This is a genomic window from Streptomyces sp. NPDC032161 (assembly GCF_040636995.1).
GTDB lineage: Bacteria > Actinomycetota > Actinomycetes > Streptomycetales > Streptomycetaceae > Streptomyces.
Genome location: NZ_JBEZVN010000029.1, coordinates 25,536 through 44,431 on the forward strand (window position 1 = coordinate 25,536; position 18,896 = coordinate 44,431).

An 18,896-nucleotide genomic window follows, 5' to 3' on the forward strand; every position below is an offset into this window, starting at 1 on the left:
CGGGCACGGGCACAGGCACAGGCACGGGTGCGGGCGTGTGCAGCGATCCGCGCGGACGGACATGGCTCGTACGGACACGACTCCTACGGACGGGACGCGTACGGACCACGGCTCGTACGGACCAGACACGTACGGAGACACATACGGAGACACATACGGACACGACTCCTACGGACACGGCTCGTGCGGGACGGCCCGTACCGGGCACGGTCGGCAGGGTCGCGGTCCGCGCGGTCACGGCGTCGCAGCGGGCTGCCAGGGCGCACCCGGCACCACGAGCGGCGAACCGGTCACCGGACACGGGACGATCACCGCGTCCAGCCCGAAGACCTCGTGCACGAGGTCCGCGGTGACCACGTCCTTCGGGTGGCCCTCGGCGACGATCCGCCCCGCCTTCATCGCGACCAGGTGGTCCGCGTACCGGGCGGCCTGGTTGAGGTCGTGGAGCACGGTGACGACGGTCCGGCCCCGGGTGCCGTCCGCCGCGGGGGCGGTGAGCCGCCGCACCAGGTCCAGGACCTCCACCTGGTGCGCGATGTCGAGGTACGTGGTCGGCTCGTCGAGCAGCAGCAGGTCGGTCTCCTGGGCCAGCGCCATCGCGATCCACACCCGCTGGCGCTGACCGCCCGACAGCTCGTCCACCGACCGGTCGCCCAGCGCGCTGACGTCGGTGCGCTCCATCGCCTCCGTCACCGCCCGCTCGTCCTCCTCCGACCACTGCTGCCACCAGTGCTGATGGGGCTGTCGGCCGCGGGCGACGAGATCGGAGACGGTGATCGCCTCGGGGGCCACCGGGGTCTGCGGCAGCAGCCCGATCGACTGGGCGATCCGCCGCGTGGGGATCCTCGACAGTTCGGTGCCGTCGAGGAACACCGATCCGCCGCTCGGCCGCAGCAGCCGGCCGAGCGCCCGCAGGGTGGTCGACTTGCCGCAGGCGTTCGGGCCGACGATCACGGTGACGCGGCCGTCGGGGACGGCCAGGTCGAGATCGCGTACGACGGTGCGGTCCTCGTACGCGAGGGTCAGCCCGCGTGCGGTGAGCCGGCTGGTGGCCTCGGTCGGCCCCGCCCCACCGGAGACGGTGGCCCCCGCCCCGCCGGAGACGGTCGCCGCGTCCCCGGAAGGAACGGCCGCCGCGTCACCGGGAGCGTCGGGCGCGTTCGACGCGTCGGGCGTACGGGTCGAGCTCATGCGGTACCTCCACTACGGCCGCGACCGCCGCCGTGACCGCGGATGATCAGCCAGATCAGATACGGGGCGCCGACCGCCGCCGTCAGAACGCCCACCGGCAGCTCGGTGGGGGAGAAGAGCCTGCGGGCCAGCAGATCCGCGGCCACCACGATCAGCGCGCCCAGCAGCGCCGAGCACAGCAGCGGGATCTGCGCGGTACGGGTCAGCCGGCGGGCGATCTGCGGGGCGAGCAGCGCCACGAAGTCGACCGGTCCGGCCGTCCCGGTCGCCACGGACGCCAGGACCACGCCGAGGGCGACGAGCCCCAGCCGTACCCGGCCGAGCCGTACCCCGAGAGCGGTCGCGGTGTCGTCGTCCAGCGAGACGGTGCGCTGCGCCCGCGCCGCCCACAGCACCGCGGGCAGCAGGATCAGCAGCGTCCAGCCGATCGGCGCGGCCTCGGCCCAGCCGCGGCCGTTGAGCGACCCGGTCATCCAGATCTTCGCCTGCTGGGCGACCAGGTAGTCGCCCTTCGTCATGAACAGGGTGGTGACCGAGCGCAGTGCGATGGCGAAGCCGATGCCGATGAGCACGAAACGGGTGGCGTGCAGGCCGCCGCGCCAGGCGAACAGGTACACCAGGGCCGCCGCGGCCACTCCGCCGATGACGGACAGGTACGGCAGCACGGTGTACGAGGTGATGCCGAACGTCATCGCGCCGACGGTGAGCGCGCTCGCCCCCTGGCTGATGCCGATGATGTCGGGGCTGGCCAGTGGGTTGCGGGCGACGGTCTGGATCAGCGCCCCGGCGATCCCGAACGCGGCCCCGACCAGCAGCCCCACCACCATGCGCGGCAGCCGCAGCGTGCCGACGACCAGTTCGTCCGGGGACGGCCGGCCCAGGATCACGTTCATGACCTCGCCGGGCGCCACGAAGCTCTCGCCGACGCACAGGTACGCGACGCAGACGGCGGCCAGCAGGACGAGCAGACCGGTGGCGACGGCGAGGGCCCGCCGGTGCAGCAGGAACCGGCCGCGTGCCCCGATCCGCACCACGTGGTACCCGGTGGGTGTCGTCCGGCGACCGTTGGGCCGCACCTCGACCGACGACCGCGCGCTCATGCGGGCACCGCCTTCCGGCGGACCAGGATGACCAGGAACGGGACGCCGATCAGTGCCGTCATCACCCCGGCCGGGACCTCGCTCGGCGGGAACAGGACACGGCCGATGACATCGGAGACGAGCAGCATCACGGGTCCGATCAGTGCCGCCGTCGGCAGCACCCAGCGGTGGTCGGCGCCGACGATCGCGCGGGCGATGTGCGGGACGGCGAGGCCGATGAACGCGATCGGGCCGGCCGCCGCCACCCCGACACCGGTCAGCACGGTGGCGCCGACACCGCCGACGATCCGTACCGTCGCGACCTTCTGCCCGAGCCCCTTCGCGACGTCCTCACCGAGCGCCAGCGCGTCGAGGCCGCGCGCGACGGACAGCACGAGTACGGCCCCGACCAGCAGGAACGGCCAGACCTGACCGACCACCACGGACTCGCGCCCGGCGAGCGAACCGACCTGCCAGAACCGGAACTCGTCCAGCGCGGACGCCTTGGTCGTGAGCACCCCCGTCGTCACCGAGAGCAGCAGCGCGTTGATCGCGGCGCCGCCCAGGGCGAGCTTCACGGGGGTGGCGCCCCCGCGCCCGCTGGAGGCGATCGCATACACGGCGACCGACGCGATCGCCGCCCCCGAGAAGGCGAACCACACGTATCCGGTCAGGGTGTGGACCCCGGCGTACGCGATGGCCAGCACCACGCCCACCGAAGCGCCCTGACTGATGCCGAGGACGCCGGGGTCGGCGATGGGGTTACGGGTGATGCCCTGGAGGACCGTGCCGGCCAGGGCCAGCGCGGCGCCGACCATCAGTCCGATCAGGGTGCGCGGCACCCGCATGTTCCGGACGACTTCGGCGGCGTTGGAGTCCCCGCCGTGCAGCAGGGCGTCGAACACCTCGGACGGGGGTATGGTGCGGGCTCCCACGGCCAGGCTGAGGAGCACCGCCACCAGCAGCGCCGCGACGGCCGCCGCCGTCACGAGTGCGCGTCTGGAGCGGCGTGGTGCGGCGGCTGACATCGGACCCAATCGGACGGCGGGCGGAGCGGCGAAGCAAAGTTAGGCTTGGCTAAGTCTAAGCACCGCCGTTTCCGGGCCCGACGGCCGTACCGGCGAACCCGGGGACCGTCCCGGCGAACCCGGGGCCGTCCCGGAGACTCCGGGGCCGGGACCGGAGCGGGCGCCGAGCCCGCTACCGCTCCCGCCACAATGGGCCGCATGCCTTCGCACCCGCTGACGGTCGGTTTCGACCTCGACATGACGCTCATCGACTCCCGTCCCGGCATCAAGGCCACCTACCTGGCGCTCTCCGCCGAGACGGGCACACGGATCGATGCCGACCTGGTGGTGAGCAGGCTCGGCCCGCCGGTCGACGACGAGCTGAGGAACTGGTTCCCGGCCGACGCGGTCGCGGCGACCGCCGACCGGTACCGGGAGATCTACCCCGCCCACGCCATCACCCCGACCCCCGCCCTGCCGGGCGCCCGCGAGTCGCTCGCGGCCATCCGGGAGCGGGGCGGCCGGGCGATAGTCGTCACCGCCAAGTACCGCCCCAGCGCGCAACTCCATCTGACCCACCTCGGGATCGAGCCCGACGCGCTGATCGGCGGCCTGTGGGCGGAGGCCAAGGCGGAGGCGCTGCGCGTGCACGGCGCGTCCGTGTACGTGGGCGACCACACCGGCGACGTACGGGGTGCCCGCACGGCCGGGGCCCTGTCGGTGGCGGTCACCACGGGCCCCTGCGACGCCGCGGAACTCCGGGCGGCGGGGGCGGACGTCGTCCTGTCCTCATTGACGGAGTTCCCGTCCTGGCTGGACGGGTACGCGGCGGCGGTCCAGGGCACGTAGGCCCTCCAGTGGGTGTGGGACGAGGGGCGCGGGACGGGTCACCGAGTGCCGTGCGACGGAGCGTCGTCCGTTCACTGAACCCCGCACGACGGAGCGTCGTCCGTCTTCGCCGCGCATTCCACCCAGAGCAGCTTCCCGCCCTGCCCCGGCAGCCCGGTCGTCATGGGGTAGGCGCCCCAGCTCTCCGCGTAGACGGTGACGAGATACAGCCCCCGTCCGCGCTCGGCGAGTTCCTCCGGGGACTCGGCGCTCCATCGGAAGGGTGCGGGGACGTGCGGGTTGGTGTCCCACACGCTCAGCCGGACACGGTTGCGCCCGGCGTCGCGCAGGCGCAGGGAACACTCCCCCGAGGAGTGCACGTACGCGTTGGTGACCAGTTCGCTGGCCAACAGTTCTGCGATCTCGGTGAGTTCAGACATGCCGTGCACGCGCAGGGTGGTGCGGAGAGCGGAGCGGGCCACGCCGGGGGCGCGGGGATCTCGCGGGAGTTGGAGGGTGTACGTCCAGGGCGGGGATACCGTGGCACTGACCATGGAAGTCTCCGTTCACGGAGGGAGGTTGGGGAGTGTGCTTCGGGTTGTCCGGTGACGGGGCCGCTCCGTCGAGCGGGGTACTTCCGGGCGGGTGGCCTGGCACCCAAGGTAGCGACAAGCGGCTAACGTATTAACCAGTTCTTGGCGAATTCATAAACTGACACCCTTGTGGGTGACCAGCCGCTCAAGGAGGCGAGTAAACCCGTGAGAACCAATCCAACGGGTCGTCAACTCCGGTTCGGCGGTGAGCTGCGCAAACTCCGTGAGCGTGCAGGACTCACCGCGACCCAGGCCGGTCAACTCCTGGGTGTGAAGCAGAACCAGATCAGCAACATGGAGGCTGGACGCATCGGTGTGAGCCTGGCGCGTCTACGTGCTCTGGCAGGCCAGTACGGCTGCGCCGACAAGGACATGGTCGCCGCGCTGGGAAGCATGACCTCCGACCGCACACGCGGGTGGTGGGAGGAGTACCGAGAGATTCTGCCCGCGCCGCTCCTCGACCTGGCGGAGATCGAGCACCACGCCCGCCGGCTGCGGACAGCCGTCACCGTTCACATTCCCGGCCTCTTCCAGACTGCGGAATACGCGCGCGAAGTCTTCCGACAGGATGTGCCCGAACTGTCGCCTCCCGACATCGAGCACCGCATCTCGTTCCGTATCAAACGACAGGCCGTGCTCTTCAGGGAATCACCGACGCCGCACCAGGCTGTTGTCCATGAGGCCGCACTGCGCATGCAGTTCGGCGGTCCGGCGGTGACCCGCAAGCAGCTTCAGCATCTTCTCGACATGAGCGAACGTGAGCACATCACTCTCCAGGTGATCCCGTTCTCTGCGGGAACCTTTGCCGGGTCGGGCCAGTCGATCTACTACTTCCTCGGACCGGTCCCGCAGCTCGACACCGTCAACCTGGACCAGTCCCACGGTCCCGTTTTCCTCGACGCCGAGGCCCAGTTGGAGAAGTACCGCGTACTGCTCGGCCGCATGGAAACCACGGCGCTGGACCGCGACAAGTCCAGGAGCTTCATCCACAACATCGCCCGCGACCTGTGAAGGAACCCGCAATGCCCGCTCCCGCTTGGCAGAAGTCGTCCTACTGCGCACAGGGCAACTCCTGCGTACACGTAGCCGCACCCACCCCCGGCACGGTCAGCCTCACCGAAAGCAGCGACCCCACCGGAGCGATACTCCACACCACCCCGGCCGCCTGGGCCGCCTTCGTGCGCACCCTCAAGGAGAGCAACCGCCAGGACTGACTTCCGCATCCGGCCGCATGCCGCGCGTACCCAGCTCAACTGCCGTTGTAGTACTGGTTCTGCGGTGCCAGGTGCGTAGGACGCAGAACTCGTTGCCCTCTCGGGGTCTGCCATGACCACCCAGTTTCGTTCTGAGCAGCGGCAGCACCTCAGCGATCTTCGGGGACTTGTGGCACCACGGCGGCAGGATTGCCGAGATGAAACGCTTCCGCTCGCCGGTCGCCTGGTCCACGCGCTTGTCGTTCACCTGCGGGGCCTTGACCCCGACGACGCCGGCAGCCGTGGTGACTTTCCGGGGCTGGTGGTAGCCGTTGCGGACCACCAACCGCCGACCGTTGTCGTCCCGTTCGTGGGCCAACTCGCCTATGTGGGAGTTGACTTCGGTTTCGAGAGCGGCAGCCAGCATCCGCCTCGCGCCTTCGCGGACGATCTCGTCCAGCGGGGAGCAATCTCGCGTGGTGCCGTCCTCGTTGACTACGGTGAGCACGGGCGTGCCTTCCCGACCGACGCTGCAACGTCGGTCTTGCTCGGTGACCTATCGATCAATCACCCGGGAAAGTGCGCCCTCCCGGGCCGATCCACAGGTTCTGAGCATTCCTCTCACGAAAACCGTGCTGGAGTACTAGGAATCAGATATTCCCCAGCAGAAGAGAGCCACGAGGGAACGCGCCGACTGGATCCGATCTCCTCACTCACGACTTGACAGCGATTAGTCAGTTTGTGATCAGGAGGTCTTATGCGCCCTGAACAACTCAGGCTCGCCTTTGCTGCTGCTGGCACGGTGGCGGTACTAGCGTTTACCGAGGTGCCTGCGAGCGCCGTCACCACCCCTGACGCGTCTCTGCCGGAAGCAACTCAGGAGTCGCTCGCACAGATCGCCGAAGACTATCTCCAGCAGCGAGCCGACATGCTCACCACCAGATCGCCCACGCTCCGCGCCGCCGTGGCACACATCAAGGCCACGCGCACCATGGCTGCCCAGACGCAGGATGACTTGGCCGCGCTGGCCGCGAAGGGCGAGCGGTACGAGACGGTCGACGGTGGCTACACCAAGGCTCAAGTCGAGGTGAGCGTCACCGACGCCACTGTCAACGGCACTCGGGCCACGCTCCAGTTGACGGAGAGCACCCGCCTCTTTCTCCCCTTCACCCAGGAAGAGATCGACGACGGAGCCCCGGAGTATGAGGAGCTGTCGCTGCCTCACACGGTCGAATTCACGAAGGCCGAGGACGGCACCTGGCTTCTGGCTTCGGACAACGCCCACACCGAAGGGGGCCCCACTCCGACCACGCAGGTCTCCGACGTCGATGCGGAGCCGGAGACGACGGATGAGGGGGGACCCGCAGACGAGAACGAGGGCAGTAAGGGCGGTGGATCCAGTATCACGCCGTCGGGTGGCGCTGAAACCGGTTCCGGCACCATCAAGCCCGACGCGTCAGTTCTGTACAGCTACAGCAAGATGATCGCGTACGCGGACAAGCACTGGAAGAACCACAACCCCGCGTTCCGTACGTACAGCGGCAACGACTGCACCAATTTCCTGTCACAGATCGTGCACGCCGGCGGCTGGAAACCTGCCGGCGGTTCCCTGATCCAGCGAACCAGCAACAAGTACTGGTTCTACGGTCCTGCCAGCGCCATAACGTCCTACACCTGGGGCGGGGCCGAAAACTGGTACTGGTTCGCGACGAAGCACTCCAAGCGCACGAAGTCGCTCGGCAACATGTGGGACCTGCTTGCGTCGGACGTTCTCCAGGCCGACTGGAATCGCAACAACGTCATCGACCACTCGATGTTCGTCACCAAGAGATACAACGGAATCCCCTACCTCACGTATCACACCTCCGACACCCACAACAAAAGCCTGAAGAAGCTCCTCTCCGACCACCCCAAGACCTGGTGGTACGCCCACCGGACATGACACGCTGCCGTTCCCCACAGGAAGAAGTAAGGAGTCCTGCGTGAACCGTCGCCACATCGCCGCCGTCGCGCTCGCGTTACTGGCCCTGTCCGGCTGTTCGTCGGGCAATGGCAAGGCCGCACCTGCCGCTTCGTCGGGTGACGGCGCGCGGCAGGCCGTCGACGACTACGTCACCGCTCTGAACACGCGCGACGCCACCGGCCTCATCCGGATCGGTGGCGTGAAGGACGAAAGCTGGTCGCGGAGCGAAGCCGACAAGATCCTCGCCGACAAGGGCGGACGGGGGTGGAAGATCAGCCGGCTGGAGATCGGCCACGACATGGGCCCGGACGTGGGCAGCGCCCGGCTCGCAGCCAAGGACAAGGCGGGCCGGTCCATGAACGACACTATTACGGTGACCCGGGACAAGGGAGTGTGGCACTTGACCATTTTCACTGGTCAGCCCGTAGAACCCGGTAAGTCACCAGCTGAGACCAGCGAGCTTTCCGCCTCCTGAAGCGACGAACCCAGGTGAGGTACGCGCATCGGACCGCACTGCGCAGTGCGGTCCGATGCGTTTTGCGGGGCGCGCCGCCGCCAGCCCCACCAACGACAGAACGGACTCCATCCCGCTCGGCCTGATGTCCCACCCCGTCACGCCACCCCCCGCATCCCCCGGCTGATGCGTTTCGTCAACTGCGTCCAGCAACAGTCATGGTATCGACAAAAGGATCTTCATCTTTATTAAGGTGCTCGTAGCACCTGCAACGCATTTCAAGCCAAACGCGTGTTGCGGTGAGCGTGCGGAGTGGTCGCCGGGGGTGTCGTGACGACCGAGAAGTGTCGCTGGATGAGCAGCCAGAACCGCCCGTTTTGTTTCTTGCCGCTGCCGTGCGAGACGTCGGGCAGTCGAGTGGGACGGGCTCATGATATTTGCGGTAGGGAAGCGGTCTGTGGGTGTCGGGCCTCGGGGGGAAGATCAAGCTCGTCCGGAGCCGGGCCGGCCGAAACGACCCGCCGGAGGCCCCCGGCCCTATCGCTCGCGCGAGCCCGCGCGCGCCGAGCGGACCACGCCCGCCGCGGCGATCAGGAAGCCGACGCCCATCAGCATGCAGAGCGACCACGCGATGGGCGGCAGTGGAGTGGTGCCGAGGAACAGCGGGGCCACCGTGACCAGAGTGGCCAGCGCGCCGACGAAGAAGACGATGGCGCCGATACGGACCAGCCGGTCACCCGCGCCAGGAGGTGTAGTACTCACCCCGCCAGGGTAGTTCCCGACGGCGACAGGACCGCCCCGCGGGTTGCGGCGAGCGGCACAGGCATCGTTTCCGGACAGCGGTCCGAATGGTCAGGCTTGACTAGGGTGCCCCACCTGGGGAGGCTGCTGCCAGCAGGGGAGCACCACCACTGGATAGCCTGACCTGCTGAGGCTTTGTTCCGGCATACGGGTTGAGATGGGGTGCGTGCTTTGCCGACTGGCAAGGTCAAGTGGTTCAACAGCGAGAAGGGCTTCGGCTTCCTCTCCCGCGACGACGGCGGCGACGTCTTCGTACACTCCTCCGTGCTTCCCGACGGTGTCGACGCGCTCAAGCCCGGCCAGCGTGTCGAGTTCGGTGTCGTCGCAGGTCAGCGCGGAGATCAGGCGCTGTCGGTGACGGTTCTGGACCCGACCCCGTCCGTCGCGGCCGCGCAGCGCCGCAAGCCGGACGAGCTCGCGTCCATCGTGCAGGACCTGACCACCCTGCTGGAGAACATCACACCGATGCTGGAACGGGGCCGCTACCCGGACAAGGCGGCCGGCAAGAAGATCGCCGGTCTGCTGCGCGCGGTCGCCGACCAGCTCGACGTCTGACGCCACGGATCCGCCCCCGGGCCGGTCACCGACGAACGACGGCCTCCCCGACACGTCGTCGGCCGTCGGCGGGTGGTCGACGGCCGGTGGCGGATGAACGACTGCGTGCCCGGCCCGGGGACCGGCGGCCGTCTCAGACGAACGACAGCGCGTCCGGGCCGAGGGGCGGTACCAGCCCCTCGGCCGCCGCGCGGGTCAGCAGCCCGCGGACCGCCGCGTAGCCGTCCTCGCCGAGGTCGGCCGTGAACTCGTTGACGTAGAGCCCGATGTGCTGGTCCGCCACGGCCGGGTCCATCTCCTGGGCGTGCTCCAGCACGTAGGGCCGGGACATCTCCGGGTCGTCCCACGCCATCCGTACCGAGGTGCGCGCCGACTCGGCGAGCAGCTTCAGCGTGTCCGCGCCCAGCGACCGCTTCGCGATGATCGCGCCGAGCGGGATCGGCAGCCCGGTGGTCTCCTCCCAGTGCCGGCCCATGTCGGCGAGGTTGTGCAGACCGTAGTTCCGGTACGTGAAACGGGCCTCGTGGATGACGAGACCGGCGTCCACCTTCCCGTCGCGCACGGCGGGCATGATCTCGTGGAAGGGCATGACGACGATCTCGCCGACGCCGCCCGGCACGACGTCCGCCGCCCAGAGCCGGAACAGCAGGTACGCGGTGGAGCGCTCGCTCGGCACCGCGACCGTCCGCCCCGTCAGGTCCGTGCCCGGCTCCCTCGTGAGGACGAGAGGCCCGCAGCCCCTCCCCAGCGCCCCGCCGCACGGCAGCAGCGCGTACTCGTCGAGGACCCACGGCAGCACCGCGTACGAGACCTTGAGGACGTCGCCCTCACCGCGCTCGGCCATGCCGTTGGTGATGTCGATGTCGGCGAAGGCGACATCGAGGGCGGGCGCGCCGGGGACCCTTCCGTGCGCCCAGGCGTCGAAGACGAAGGTGTCGTTCGGGCACGGCGAGAAGGCGATGCTCAGCGGGGAACGAGGAGCACGGAGCGGCTCAGGCGTGGTGTCGGTCATGGCGGGTCCAACCTTCCAGTACGGGCAGAAGCTTCCCGAACGCCCCGGTGAGCGCGGTCAGCGCGTCCCCGATGCGCCAGGCGTCGCGGTCGCGCGGGCCGACGGCGTTCGACACCGCCCGGAGCTCCAGGACCGGTACGCCGGCCCGGTCGGCGGCCTCCGCGACGCCGAAGCCCTCCATGGCCTCCGCGGCGGCCCGCGGGTGCGCGGCGAGCAGGGCGGCGGCGCGCTCCGCGCTGCCGGTCACGGTGGAGACGGTGAGGATCTCGCCGGGGAGCGCGCCGGTCGCGGCGGTCACGTCCCGGACCAGCGAGCGGGGCGGTACGTGCCGGTCGCGGCCGAAGCCCAGGCCCGTGACGGGGACGAAGCCCTCCGGCGTCTCCGCGCCCAGATCCGCGGCGACGATCCCGCTCGCGACGACGAGCGAGCCGACCGGGGCGGCGGGCACGAATCCGCCGCCGATCCCGGCCGAGACCACGAGGTCGTACGGAGCGGGCGCGAGGCCGTGCGGCGCGGAGACGGGTTCGTACGGCGCGGGGCCGGGGGTCGGTCCGGGGGCGTCCCCGGGCGTGGCGGAGGCATGTCCCGAGGCGAGGCCGAAGGCCGTGGCGGCGGCCGCCGCGGCCGGTCCCGCGCCGCCCGCGAGCACATCGATGTCGACGCCGGGGCCACCGGGGCCGCCGGAGCCGTGCACGCGGCGGAGTTCGGCGCCGGGCACCCGGCGCACGGTCACGCGTGTCCCGTCCCCGAACGCGCGCGTGACCGCGTCCCGTTCTGCCGGGACGGCGGTCACGACGAGCACACGCACGAGGAGGGGCCCTCCGGGGCCGGGGGTCGGCAGAGGTGTCAGGACGTCTTCTTCAGCTCGAAGTGCCAGATGCCCGTGAGGTTCTTGCCCTGCGTCTCCACGATGCTGACCTGCGTGCTGTTCGTGGTCTCGCCGGTCTGGCTGGAGAAGAAGGCGCTGCCCGGGATGGACCGGTAGGTCTTCTTGTACGGCTCCTGCTCGGCCTGCTGACCGTTGATGAACAGGGTCCAGCCGTGCTCGGCGATCTCCGGGTCGACGCCGAAGCGGACCTTGTCGTCCATCGCGACCTCGACGGTCTTCTCCGCCTTCTTGTTGAGGCAGCTCTTGATCTCGGACGTCTTGAGGGGCTTGCCGTCGTTGTAGCAGGCCGCCTCGGAGCTCACCGAGTTGCCGCCGACCGTTACGGTCGCGAGCGGCGTCGGCTTGTCGCAGGCGGAGAGGACAAGGAGTCCCGCGGACACGGCACCAAGAGCGACGCCGATTCGACGGCCCTTACCGGAGAAGAACGCAACGGTCATGAGCCGAAGGCTATCGGTCGCCCCGTCTCACGCCACGCGGGGGTGCGGCGAGCCGCGTCTGGCGGCGCCCAGCAGCCCCCGTACGGACGTGGCGGCACCGAGGGCGAGAACGCCCGCGGCGACCGACACGCCCAGTACGCCGTTGAGGGGGAGGGCGATGCCGATGCCGCCGCCGACCACCCACGCCATCTGGAGCGCCGTCTCGGAGCGGGCGAACGCGGACGTCCGCACCTCCTCGGGCACGTCCCGCTGGATCATCGCGTCCAGCGAGAGTTTCGACAGGGCCTGGGTGAAGCCGGCCGTCGCGCTCAGCACGGTGACCGTGACGGTGCCGAAGAAGAGCGCGGTGAGCGCGGCGACCCCCAGGGCCAGGGCCAGGACCGAGGCGACGATCACCTCGGGGCTGCGGGCCCGGACCCAGGACCCGACCGCCGTGCCGAGCGCGTTGCCCAGCCCGGCCGCCACGCCGACGATGCCGAGCGAGACGGCGGCGTTCTGACCGGCGAGCGGCTGTTCGCGCAGCAGGAACGCCAGGAAGAAGATGAGGAGGCCGGAGAGCATGCGATGGGCGGCGTTGGCCTGGAGCCCGTTCAGCACGGCAGGTCCCACGGACCGCAGCCCGGGCCGCCGCTCGCCGTTGCGCTCCCGGCCCAGGAGTCCTCGCCCGCGAGCACACCGCCCGTTCCTCCCCGGGTCCGTCGCCCGGTCCGTCCCGCACCCCTCCTCCCGGCCTTCGTGTCCGTGCCGCTCCGCCCGGGGGCGCGGGGGCAGCAAGCCGTACGGCGGCACCAGCCGGGCCCTGCGCTCGCCCTTCGCGGAATCGACCTCGTGCGGCAGCGTGAAGGCGAGGACCGTCCCGCCGAGGAAGACCAGGCACGCCCCGTACAGCGGCCAGGCCGGACCGACGAACTGCAGCCCGGCCCCGATCGGCGCGGCCACACTCGTCGCCAGCAGTCCGGCGAGCGTGACCCGGGCGTTCGCCTTCACCAGGGAGATGCGGGGCGGCAGCAGCCGCGGCACCACCGCGCTGCGGACCACCCCGTACGCCCTCGAGCAGACCAGCACGCCCAGCGCGGCCGGATACAGCTCCAGGCCGCCGGTGGCGACCGCGCCCGACATGGTGAGCGCCAGCACCGCGCGGGTCAGCATCGCCGCCGCCATCGCGGCCCGGCGGCCGTGGGGCAGCCGGTCCAGCAGCGGACCGATCACGGGTGCGAGCAGCGCGAAGGGCGCCATCGTGACGGCGAGGTACAGCGCGACCCGGCCGCGGGCCTCGTCCGTCGGCACGGCGAAGAACACCGTCGAGGCGAGCGCCACCGTGATCATCACGTCGCCCGCGCCGTTCACGGCGTGCAGCTCGATCAGCTTGCCGAGACCGGACTCCCCCGCGCCGTGCGCATGCGTCGCCCTCCGGATACCCCGGGCGGCACCGGCGAAAGGGGAGCGAAGGGCGCGGCCGACCGCCCGCCCCGTCCTGCGGAACGGGCCGGAATCCTGGTGCGACCGGGCGGAAGTCACCCCGTCATAGTGCCCCGCCGGGGGTGTCCGCGAACCGGGACCGGCCCGGGGCACGGACGCACTCCGCCCTGTCGGGCCAGTGTGCGACCCCGGACGTACGTCCGGCCCGTCCCCTGCCGCGCACCCCCGGTTCGGGACGGGCAGGTGGGCGGGGGACGACGAAGGGGGTAGCGTGCGTAGCGCGCCACCGGCTGTTGCTCTCGGCCGCGCGCCTATCGGCGATCCCGCAGAATGGATGGCAGAAGGTGCGCCCGAGGCAGGCACGACGGGCGCGGACGTCGACGCGGCCCCCAGGTCCGCTCCGCCCGCACCCGCCACGGCCGAAATCGATGGATGTGCAGGCGCGCCCGTGAGACTGGCGTAGGAGAGAAGCGAGACCAGTGAGTGCTGTGACGACGCGAAGGCGTACGGCCCGTACCCCTGCCCCCGACCGTCTGTGCGTCGAGGCGGTGGACCTGGCCCGCGCGGCGGCCGAGGAAGCGGCCGCGCCGGGGGTCGTCGGAGAGCACGTGGGCGTGGTCTCCGAGGGAGACCGGGTCGTCACGCACTTCTTCGAGTGCAAGGAGCCCGGCTACCGGGGCTGGCGCTGGGCGGTGACCGTCGCCCGGGCGTCCCGTGCGAAGAAGGTCACCCTTGACGAGACGGTTCTGCTGCCCGGCGGCGACGCGCTCCTCGCCCCGGAGTGGGTGCCGTGGAGCGAGCGCCTGCGCCCCGGCGACATGGGGCCCGGCGACCTGCTGCCCACCGAGGCGGACGACATCCGCCTGGAGCCCGGCTACACCGGCGAGGACGAGCCGCCGCCGAACGCCGCGGTCTCCGAGGTGTCCGAGGAGATGGCCGATCTCGTCGACACGGAGGACGCGGAGCTGACGACCCGCCCCGCGACGACGAACCGCGGTGCGATCGCGGCGGTCGCGGACGAGCTCGGGATGCGCCGGGCGCGGGTGCTGTCGCGGTACGGACTGCGCTCGGCGGCCGACCGGTGGGACGAGGGCTTCGGCGCGCGGACGCCGATGGCCCAGGCCGCCCCGGCGAGCTGCGTCACCTGCGCGTTCCTGGTGCCGTTGGCGGGCTCGCTGCGACAGGCGTTCGGGGTGTGCGCCAACGAGTTCGGCCCGGCGGACGGACACGTGGTGTCCCTGTCGTACGGATGCGGCGGGCACTCCGAGGCGGCGGTCATGCCGAAGCCGCCCAAGCCGGCGCCGCACGCCCTGGACACGATGCAGGTGGACGAGTACCCGCTGCGCCCGGCCCGGGACTCCGGTTCGGTCCCGGCGGAGCCGGACACCCCCACGGAGGACCTCGGCCACTCCTGACGGCGCCCACGTGCCTGACGGCACCGAGACGCCCGACGTCATAGAGGCGCCAGGGTCCCCGACGGCTGAGCCCCTGTCCGCCCTGCCCCGGTCGCACCCGCGAGGGAGTTCGCACAGCTGTTCCTGCGAAAGGTATCGCACGGGCGTCCCCGGTCCCTCGCCGGACGGGCGTGCCCGGCGTGCCCGATTCCGGGCGGGTCCCTGCCCGGGTCTGTTCGTGTCCCGTCCGGTCGCGTTCGTGTCGTGGTGCCCGTACCCGGTCGCGTTCCTGCCCGTGGTGTCTGTTCTGCTCGTTTCCGGGCCCGACGGGCCCGTCGCCGGTCGTGTCCGCCCGCGGCGCGCTCGTTCCCGGTCGTGGCGGGCCGCGGTGCGGCCCCTTCGCGCGGGCGCCGTTCGCGATGCCCTGTCGCGATGCCCCGTCCGGCGCGAGGAGCCGGTACCTTCGGGCGCACACTGGCGGCACGGGATGCTCGGTGGCACCGTGACGCCCAACCCGAACAACCGGAACGACCCGAACAACCGGAACGGCCGGAACAACCGGTGGAGACCGGAAGACCGGAAAGAACAGAGCGGAGTCGGAGCGTGAGCATGAATGGGACCGAGGGAGCCGACCCGTTCGGTACCGCGCGGCTGCGACGCGGCGTGCTCGACGCGTGGGGCGCCGGCCCCGCCCGGTTCCGCGAGGACGCCAACGCCGAGGAGGAACTCGCGCTCGGCGGCTACCGCGACCGGCTCGTCGTCGAACTGGCGCAGAACGCCGCCGACGCCGCCGCCCGCGCGGACGTCCCCGGACGGCTCCGCCTCACCCTGCACGCCGCGACCCCGGACGCCCCCGCCGTGCTCGCCGCCGCCAACACCGGCGCCCCGCTCGACGCCACCGGCGTGGAATCCCTCTCCACGCTGCGCGCCTCCGCCAAGCGCGAGGGCCACGAGGGCGCCGTCGGCAGGTTCGGCGTCGGGTTCGCCGCCGTGCTCGCGGTGAGCGACGAGCCGGCCGTGATCGGCCGGCACGGCGGCGTCCGCTGGTCCCTCGCCGAGGCCCGCGACCTGGCCGCCCGCGCCGCCACCGCCAGCCCCGGCCTCGGCGACGAACTGCGCCGCCGCGACGGTCACGTACCCCTGCTGCGGCTCCCGCTGCCCGCCGAGGGCACCCCGCCCGACGGCTACGACACCGTCGTCGTCCTCCCGCTGCGCGACGGCGGCGCCGAGGACCTCGTCGCCAGGCTGCTCGCCGCCGTGGACGACGCGCTGCTGCTCACCCTGCGCGGCCTCGACGAGATCGTGATCGAGACCCCGGACGCCGTACGGACGCTGCGCCGCACCCGGCAGGGCCCGTACACCCACATCGAGGACTCCGCGCACGGCACGCACCGCTGGCGCACCGTCACCCACCACGGCCCGGTCGAACCGGCCCTGCTCGCCGACCGGCCCCGCGAGGAACGGCTGCGCCCGCACTGGTCGGTCACCTGGGCCGTCCCGGTCGACGCGGAGGGCGCCCCGGTACGCCCCCGCACCGCCCCCGTCGTCCACGCGCCGACCCCCACCGACGAACCCCTCGGCGTTCCCGCGCTGCTCATCGCGTCGCTGCCGCTCGACAGCACCCGCCGCCACCCCGCGCCCGGCCCGCTCACCGACTTCCTGGTGGAGCGCGCCGCCGACGCGTACGCCGAACTGCTCGCGGGCTGGCGGCCGGTGTCCGTCGACACCATCGACCTCGTGCCCGGAGCGCTCGGAAAGGGCGAACTGGACGGCGCCCTGCGCGGTGCCATCCTCGGGCGGCTGCCGCGCGTCGCCTTCCTGGAGCCCGCCGCCCCGCGCGACACCGCCGTCGAGGCGGACCGGACGGAGCCGACGGACCGGTGGGACGACGCCTGGGACACCGAGCGCGACGACATCCGGGAGCCGTCCGGCACCGCGCTGCGCCCCATCGAGGCCGAGGTCCTGGAAGGGGTCGGCGCCGAGACCGTACGCGTACTCGCCGAGGTCCTGCCGTGCCTGCTGCCCGCCGGACTGGAACGCCGCAGCGAACTGCGCACCCTCGGCATCGCCCGCGTCCCGCTGACCGAGGCGATCGACCGGCTCGCCGGTCTGGAGCGCGATCCCGGCTGGTGGCGGCGGCTCTACGACAGCCTCTCCGGCATCGACCCCGATCGCCTCTCCGGTCTGCCCGTCCCGCTGGCGGGAGCGCGGGAGGCGGCCGGCGCGCCGACGGAGCAGGATGCCGGGACCCCGGCCGCGCCCCGGACCACCATCGGCCCCCGCCAGGTCCTCCTCCCGCTCCCCGACGCGCTCACCGGCCCGGTCCTGGACCGGCTCGCCCGGCTCGGGCTGAAGGTCGCCCATCCGGACGCCGCCCACCCGCTGCTGGAGAAGCTCGGCGCCCTGCCCGCCACCCCGCGCGCCGTACTGACGACCCCGCAGGTGCGGGCCGCCGTCGCCGGATCGCTGGACGCGGGCGAGATCTGGGACGAGGACGCGCCCGGCGCGGACGAACTCGCCGAGACCGTCCTGGCCCTCGTGCGCGACGCCGAACTGGCCCCCGGCGACGAACCCTGGCTCGGCGCGCTCGCCCTGCCCGACGAGGACGGCGAGCTCGCGCCCGCCGGTGAACTCGTGCTGCCCGGCAGCCCGTTCGCCGCGGTCATGCGGGAGGGCGAACTCGCCCTCTGCGACGAGGAACTGGCCGAGCGCTGGGGCGAACAGCCGCTCACCGCCTGCGGGGTGCTCGCCGGATTCACCCTCGTGCGGGCCACCGACGTCGTCCTCGATCCGGACGAACTGGAGCCCCGCGAAGGCGACTTCGCCGAACCCGACGACCCCGGGCTGCTCGACGCCGTGGACGTGTGGTGCGAGGACGTCCTCGACCAGATGCCCGACACACCGGTGCCGCCGGTCGCCACCGAGCTCGTCGCCGTCCGCGACCTGGACCTCGTCGACGACGACGCCTGGCCGCAGGCGCTCGCGATGCTCGCCCGGCCGCCGCTGCGGGACGCGCTGACCCAGCCGGTGCGGGTGCTGCTGCCCGACGGCACCACGCGGTCCGTCCGCCCGTACACCGCCTGGTGGCTGCGCGATCACCCGGTGCTCGACGGCCGCCGCCCGGCCGGTCTGCGCGCGGCCTCCGGCGACCCCCGGCTGGCCGGGCTGTACGACTCCGCCGACGCGACCGGCTTCGACGACGCGCAGGTGCTGCGTGCCCTCGGGGTGCGGACGTCCGTGGCCGCGCTCCTCGACGAGCCGGGCGGCGCCGCCGAACTCCTCGGCCGGCTCGCGGACGAGGATCGCGAGGTCGACCCCGTGCAACTGCACGCGCTGTACACGGCGCTGGCCGACCTCGACCCCGAACAGGTCACGCTGCCCGACGAGTTGCGGGCCGTCGTCGACGGCGAGGCCCGGGTCGTCGACGCGGCGGACGCGGTGATCGCCGACGCCCCCGACCTGCTGCCGTTGGCCGCCCGGCTGCCACTGCTCCCGGTCGCCCCGGCGCGCGCGGCCGAACTGGCCGAACTGCTCCAGGTGCGGCGGCTCGGCGACAGCGTCGAGGCCGAGGTGACCACGGACGGCGAGGAGCACCGCGTACCGGAGGCGGTACGGGTCCTGCTCGGCCCCGGCACCCCGGACACGTACGTCGAGCACGCCGAGCTGCGTGCGGGCGGCGTCGAACTGGACTGGCGCCGCACCCCCGACGGCACCGTGCACGCCGCCACGCTGGAGGGCGTCGCGGCCGGGCTGGCCTGGGCGGCGGGTCAGTGGCCGCGCCGCTTCGAGGTCGCGGCACTGCTGGAGGACCCGTCCCGGACCGAGGAACTGGCCCGCGACCGCTGGTTCGACTGACCCGGGCCGCCGCGCGGCGGGCGCGGCGGCCGGATCAGGCGTACGGGCGGAGCACCGCGCGTACCGGCGGACCACGCCGTGCAGGATGATTCCGGGTACGGCCCGATCACGCGCACGGACGAAGCGTGCGTACGGGCCGATTCCCCGTCCGGACCCATTCCGTCGTTCATGGGCCGCGTGGACGACGGAATCCGGCGCGCAAACCTGCTTCGCAGAGAATTTCCCG

Annotated in this window: 17 protein-coding genes and 1 pseudogene; 8 read left to right on the forward strand and 10 right to left on the reverse strand. The window is 71.9% G+C overall.

Annotation, left to right across the window (positions count from 1 at the left end; all coding sequences use genetic code 11):
* Positions 1 to 234: 234 nt before the first annotated feature.
* Genes AB0E67_RS29445 through AB0E67_RS29455 form a run of 3 tightly spaced genes read right to left on the reverse strand, consistent with a single transcriptional unit; the run spans position 235 to position 3,298 of the window.
* The gene (locus AB0E67_RS29445; protein ID WP_362032158.1) at positions 235 to 1,191 is read right to left on the reverse strand and encodes an ABC transporter ATP-binding protein; all 957 of its coding nucleotides are present in this window, start codon (positions 1,189 to 1,191) and stop codon (positions 235 to 237) included.
* Positions 1,188 to 2,291 (reverse strand): iron chelate uptake ABC transporter family permease subunit, encoded by a 1,104-nt coding sequence (locus AB0E67_RS29450; RefSeq protein ID WP_362032160.1) that lies wholly within the window; start codon positions 2,289 to 2,291, stop codon positions 1,188 to 1,190. Before AB0E67_RS29450 ends, AB0E67_RS29445 begins: the two co-directional genes overlap by 4 nt.
* On the reverse strand, positions 2,288 to 3,298 hold the full coding sequence (locus AB0E67_RS29455) for an iron ABC transporter permease (RefSeq protein WP_362032162.1): 1,011 nt from the start codon (positions 3,296 to 3,298) through the stop codon (positions 2,288 to 2,290). Before AB0E67_RS29455 ends, AB0E67_RS29450 begins: the two co-directional genes overlap by 4 nt.
* A gap of 198 nt (positions 3,299 to 3,496) precedes the next feature.
* Here AB0E67_RS29455 and AB0E67_RS29460 point away from each other — a divergent pair, with 198 nt between their 5' ends.
* Entirely contained in the window at positions 3,497 to 4,126 is a 630-nt protein-coding gene (locus AB0E67_RS29460; protein ID WP_362032164.1) for an HAD family hydrolase, read from the forward strand.
* Between the two features lie 71 nt (positions 4,127 to 4,197).
* On the opposite strand, the gene AB0E67_RS29465 is transcribed toward AB0E67_RS29460, so the two are convergent.
* Positions 4,198 to 4,659, reverse strand: a complete 462-nt coding sequence (locus AB0E67_RS29465; protein ID WP_362032166.1) for an ATP-binding protein — start codon at positions 4,657 to 4,659, stop codon at positions 4,198 to 4,200.
* Positions 4,660 to 4,863: 204 nt separating this feature from the next.
* Between AB0E67_RS29465 and AB0E67_RS29470 the strand changes: the two genes are divergently transcribed.
* Positions 4,864 to 5,709 (forward strand): helix-turn-helix transcriptional regulator, encoded by an 846-nt coding sequence (locus AB0E67_RS29470; protein ID WP_362032236.1) that lies wholly within the window; start codon positions 4,864 to 4,866, stop codon positions 5,707 to 5,709.
* Between the two features lie 11 nt (positions 5,710 to 5,720).
* Positions 5,721 to 5,912: a DUF397 domain-containing protein gene (locus AB0E67_RS29475; RefSeq protein WP_362032168.1), complete on the forward strand. Its 192-nt coding sequence runs from the start codon at positions 5,721 to 5,723 to the stop codon at positions 5,910 to 5,912.
* A gap of 133 nt (positions 5,913 to 6,045) precedes the next feature.
* On the opposite strand, the pseudogene AB0E67_RS29480 reads toward AB0E67_RS29475, so the two are convergent.
* Positions 6,046 to 6,399: pseudogene (locus tag AB0E67_RS29480) on the reverse strand (transposase); the annotation flags it as partial.
* 249 nt (positions 6,400 to 6,648) lie between these two features.
* Between AB0E67_RS29480 and AB0E67_RS29485 the strand changes: the two are divergent.
* A complete protein-coding gene (locus AB0E67_RS29485; protein WP_362032170.1) occupies positions 6,649 to 7,833 on the forward strand; it encodes an amidase domain-containing protein in 1,185 nt (394 codons plus the stop codon).
* A gap of 40 nt (positions 7,834 to 7,873) precedes the next feature.
* On the forward strand, positions 7,874 to 8,329 hold the full coding sequence (locus AB0E67_RS29490; RefSeq protein ID WP_360108630.1) for a hypothetical protein: 456 nt from the start codon (positions 7,874 to 7,876) through the stop codon (positions 8,327 to 8,329).
* A gap of 516 nt (positions 8,330 to 8,845) precedes the next feature.
* On the opposite strand, the gene AB0E67_RS29495 is transcribed toward AB0E67_RS29490, so the two are convergent.
* Positions 8,846 to 9,070 carry a hypothetical protein gene (locus AB0E67_RS29495; protein ID WP_362032172.1) on the reverse strand — a complete coding sequence of 75 codons (225 nt, stop codon included), beginning with the start codon at positions 9,068 to 9,070 and terminating at the stop codon, positions 8,846 to 8,848.
* 210 nt (positions 9,071 to 9,280) lie between these two features.
* Here AB0E67_RS29495 and AB0E67_RS29500 point away from each other — a divergent pair, with 210 nt between their 5' ends.
* A complete protein-coding gene (locus tag AB0E67_RS29500) occupies positions 9,281 to 9,664 on the forward strand; it encodes a cold-shock protein (protein WP_030749636.1) in 384 nt (127 codons plus the stop codon).
* Positions 9,665 to 9,797: 133 nt separating this feature from the next.
* Here AB0E67_RS29500 and AB0E67_RS29505 read toward each other — a convergent pair whose 3' ends face one another.
* The 4 genes from AB0E67_RS29505 to AB0E67_RS29520 are packed head-to-tail and all read right to left on the reverse strand — an operon-like array spanning position 9,798 to position 13,520.
* Positions 9,798 to 10,676: a 1,4-dihydroxy-6-naphthoate synthase gene (locus AB0E67_RS29505; protein ID WP_362032174.1), complete on the reverse strand. Its 879-nt coding sequence runs from the start codon at positions 10,674 to 10,676 to the stop codon at positions 9,798 to 9,800.
* On the reverse strand, positions 10,657 to 11,484 hold the full coding sequence (locus AB0E67_RS29510) for a futalosine hydrolase (protein WP_362032175.1): 828 nt from the start codon (positions 11,482 to 11,484) through the stop codon (positions 10,657 to 10,659). Before AB0E67_RS29510 ends, AB0E67_RS29505 begins: the two co-directional genes overlap by 20 nt.
* 38 nt (positions 11,485 to 11,522) lie before the next feature.
* Positions 11,523 to 12,002, reverse strand: coding sequence for a DUF2771 domain-containing protein (locus tag AB0E67_RS29515; RefSeq protein ID WP_073785637.1), 480 nt, complete (start codon positions 12,000 to 12,002; stop codon positions 11,523 to 11,525).
* Between the two features lie 27 nt (positions 12,003 to 12,029).
* Positions 12,030 to 13,520: an MFS transporter gene (locus AB0E67_RS29520; RefSeq protein ID WP_362032178.1), complete on the reverse strand. Its 1,491-nt coding sequence runs from the start codon at positions 13,518 to 13,520 to the stop codon at positions 12,030 to 12,032.
* Between the two features lie 380 nt (positions 13,521 to 13,900).
* Here AB0E67_RS29520 and AB0E67_RS29525 point away from each other — a divergent pair, with 380 nt between their 5' ends.
* Both AB0E67_RS29525 and AB0E67_RS29530 read left to right on the forward strand, forming a co-directional pair.
* Positions 13,901 to 14,836: a DUF3027 domain-containing protein gene (locus AB0E67_RS29525; RefSeq protein ID WP_362032180.1), complete on the forward strand. Its 936-nt coding sequence runs from the start codon at positions 13,901 to 13,903 to the stop codon at positions 14,834 to 14,836.
* Between the two features lie 588 nt (positions 14,837 to 15,424).
* Positions 15,425 to 18,670, forward strand: a complete 3,246-nt coding sequence (locus tag AB0E67_RS29530) for a molecular chaperone Hsp90 (RefSeq protein WP_362032239.1) — start codon at positions 15,425 to 15,427, stop codon at positions 18,668 to 18,670.
* Positions 18,671 to 18,896 lie beyond the last annotated feature (226 nt).

What these genes read in the sequence shown, in the direction of transcription:
- AB0E67_RS29445 (WP_362032158.1), bottom strand. Translation starts at nt 1,191, where the DNA reads ATGAGCTCGACCCGTACGCCCGACGCGTCGAACGCGCCCGACGCTCCC.
- AB0E67_RS29450 (WP_362032160.1), bottom strand. Translation starts at nt 2,291, where the DNA reads ATGAGCGCGCGGTCGTCGGTCGAGGTGCGGCCCAACGGTCGCCGGACG.
- AB0E67_RS29455 (WP_362032162.1), bottom strand. Translation starts at nt 3,298, where the DNA reads ATGTCAGCCGCCGCACCACGCCGCTCCAGACGCGCACTCGTGACGGCG.
- AB0E67_RS29460 (WP_362032164.1), top strand. Translation starts at nt 3,497, where the DNA reads ATGCCTTCGCACCCGCTGACGGTCGGTTTCGACCTCGACATGACGCTC.
- AB0E67_RS29465 (WP_362032166.1), bottom strand. Translation starts at nt 4,659, where the DNA reads ATGGTCAGTGCCACGGTATCCCCGCCCTGGACGTACACCCTCCAACTC.
- AB0E67_RS29475 (WP_362032168.1), top strand. Translation starts at nt 5,721, where the DNA reads ATGCCCGCTCCCGCTTGGCAGAAGTCGTCCTACTGCGCACAGGGCAAC.
- AB0E67_RS29485 (WP_362032170.1), top strand. Translation starts at nt 6,649, where the DNA reads ATGCGCCCTGAACAACTCAGGCTCGCCTTTGCTGCTGCTGGCACGGTG.
- AB0E67_RS29505 (WP_362032174.1), bottom strand. Translation starts at nt 10,676, where the DNA reads ATGACCGACACCACGCCTGAGCCGCTCCGTGCTCCTCGTTCCCCGCTG.
- AB0E67_RS29515 (WP_073785637.1), bottom strand. Translation starts at nt 12,002, where the DNA reads ATGACCGTTGCGTTCTTCTCCGGTAAGGGCCGTCGAATCGGCGTCGCT.
- AB0E67_RS29530 (WP_362032239.1), top strand. Translation starts at nt 15,425, where the DNA reads ATGAATGGGACCGAGGGAGCCGACCCGTTCGGTACCGCGCGGCTGCGA.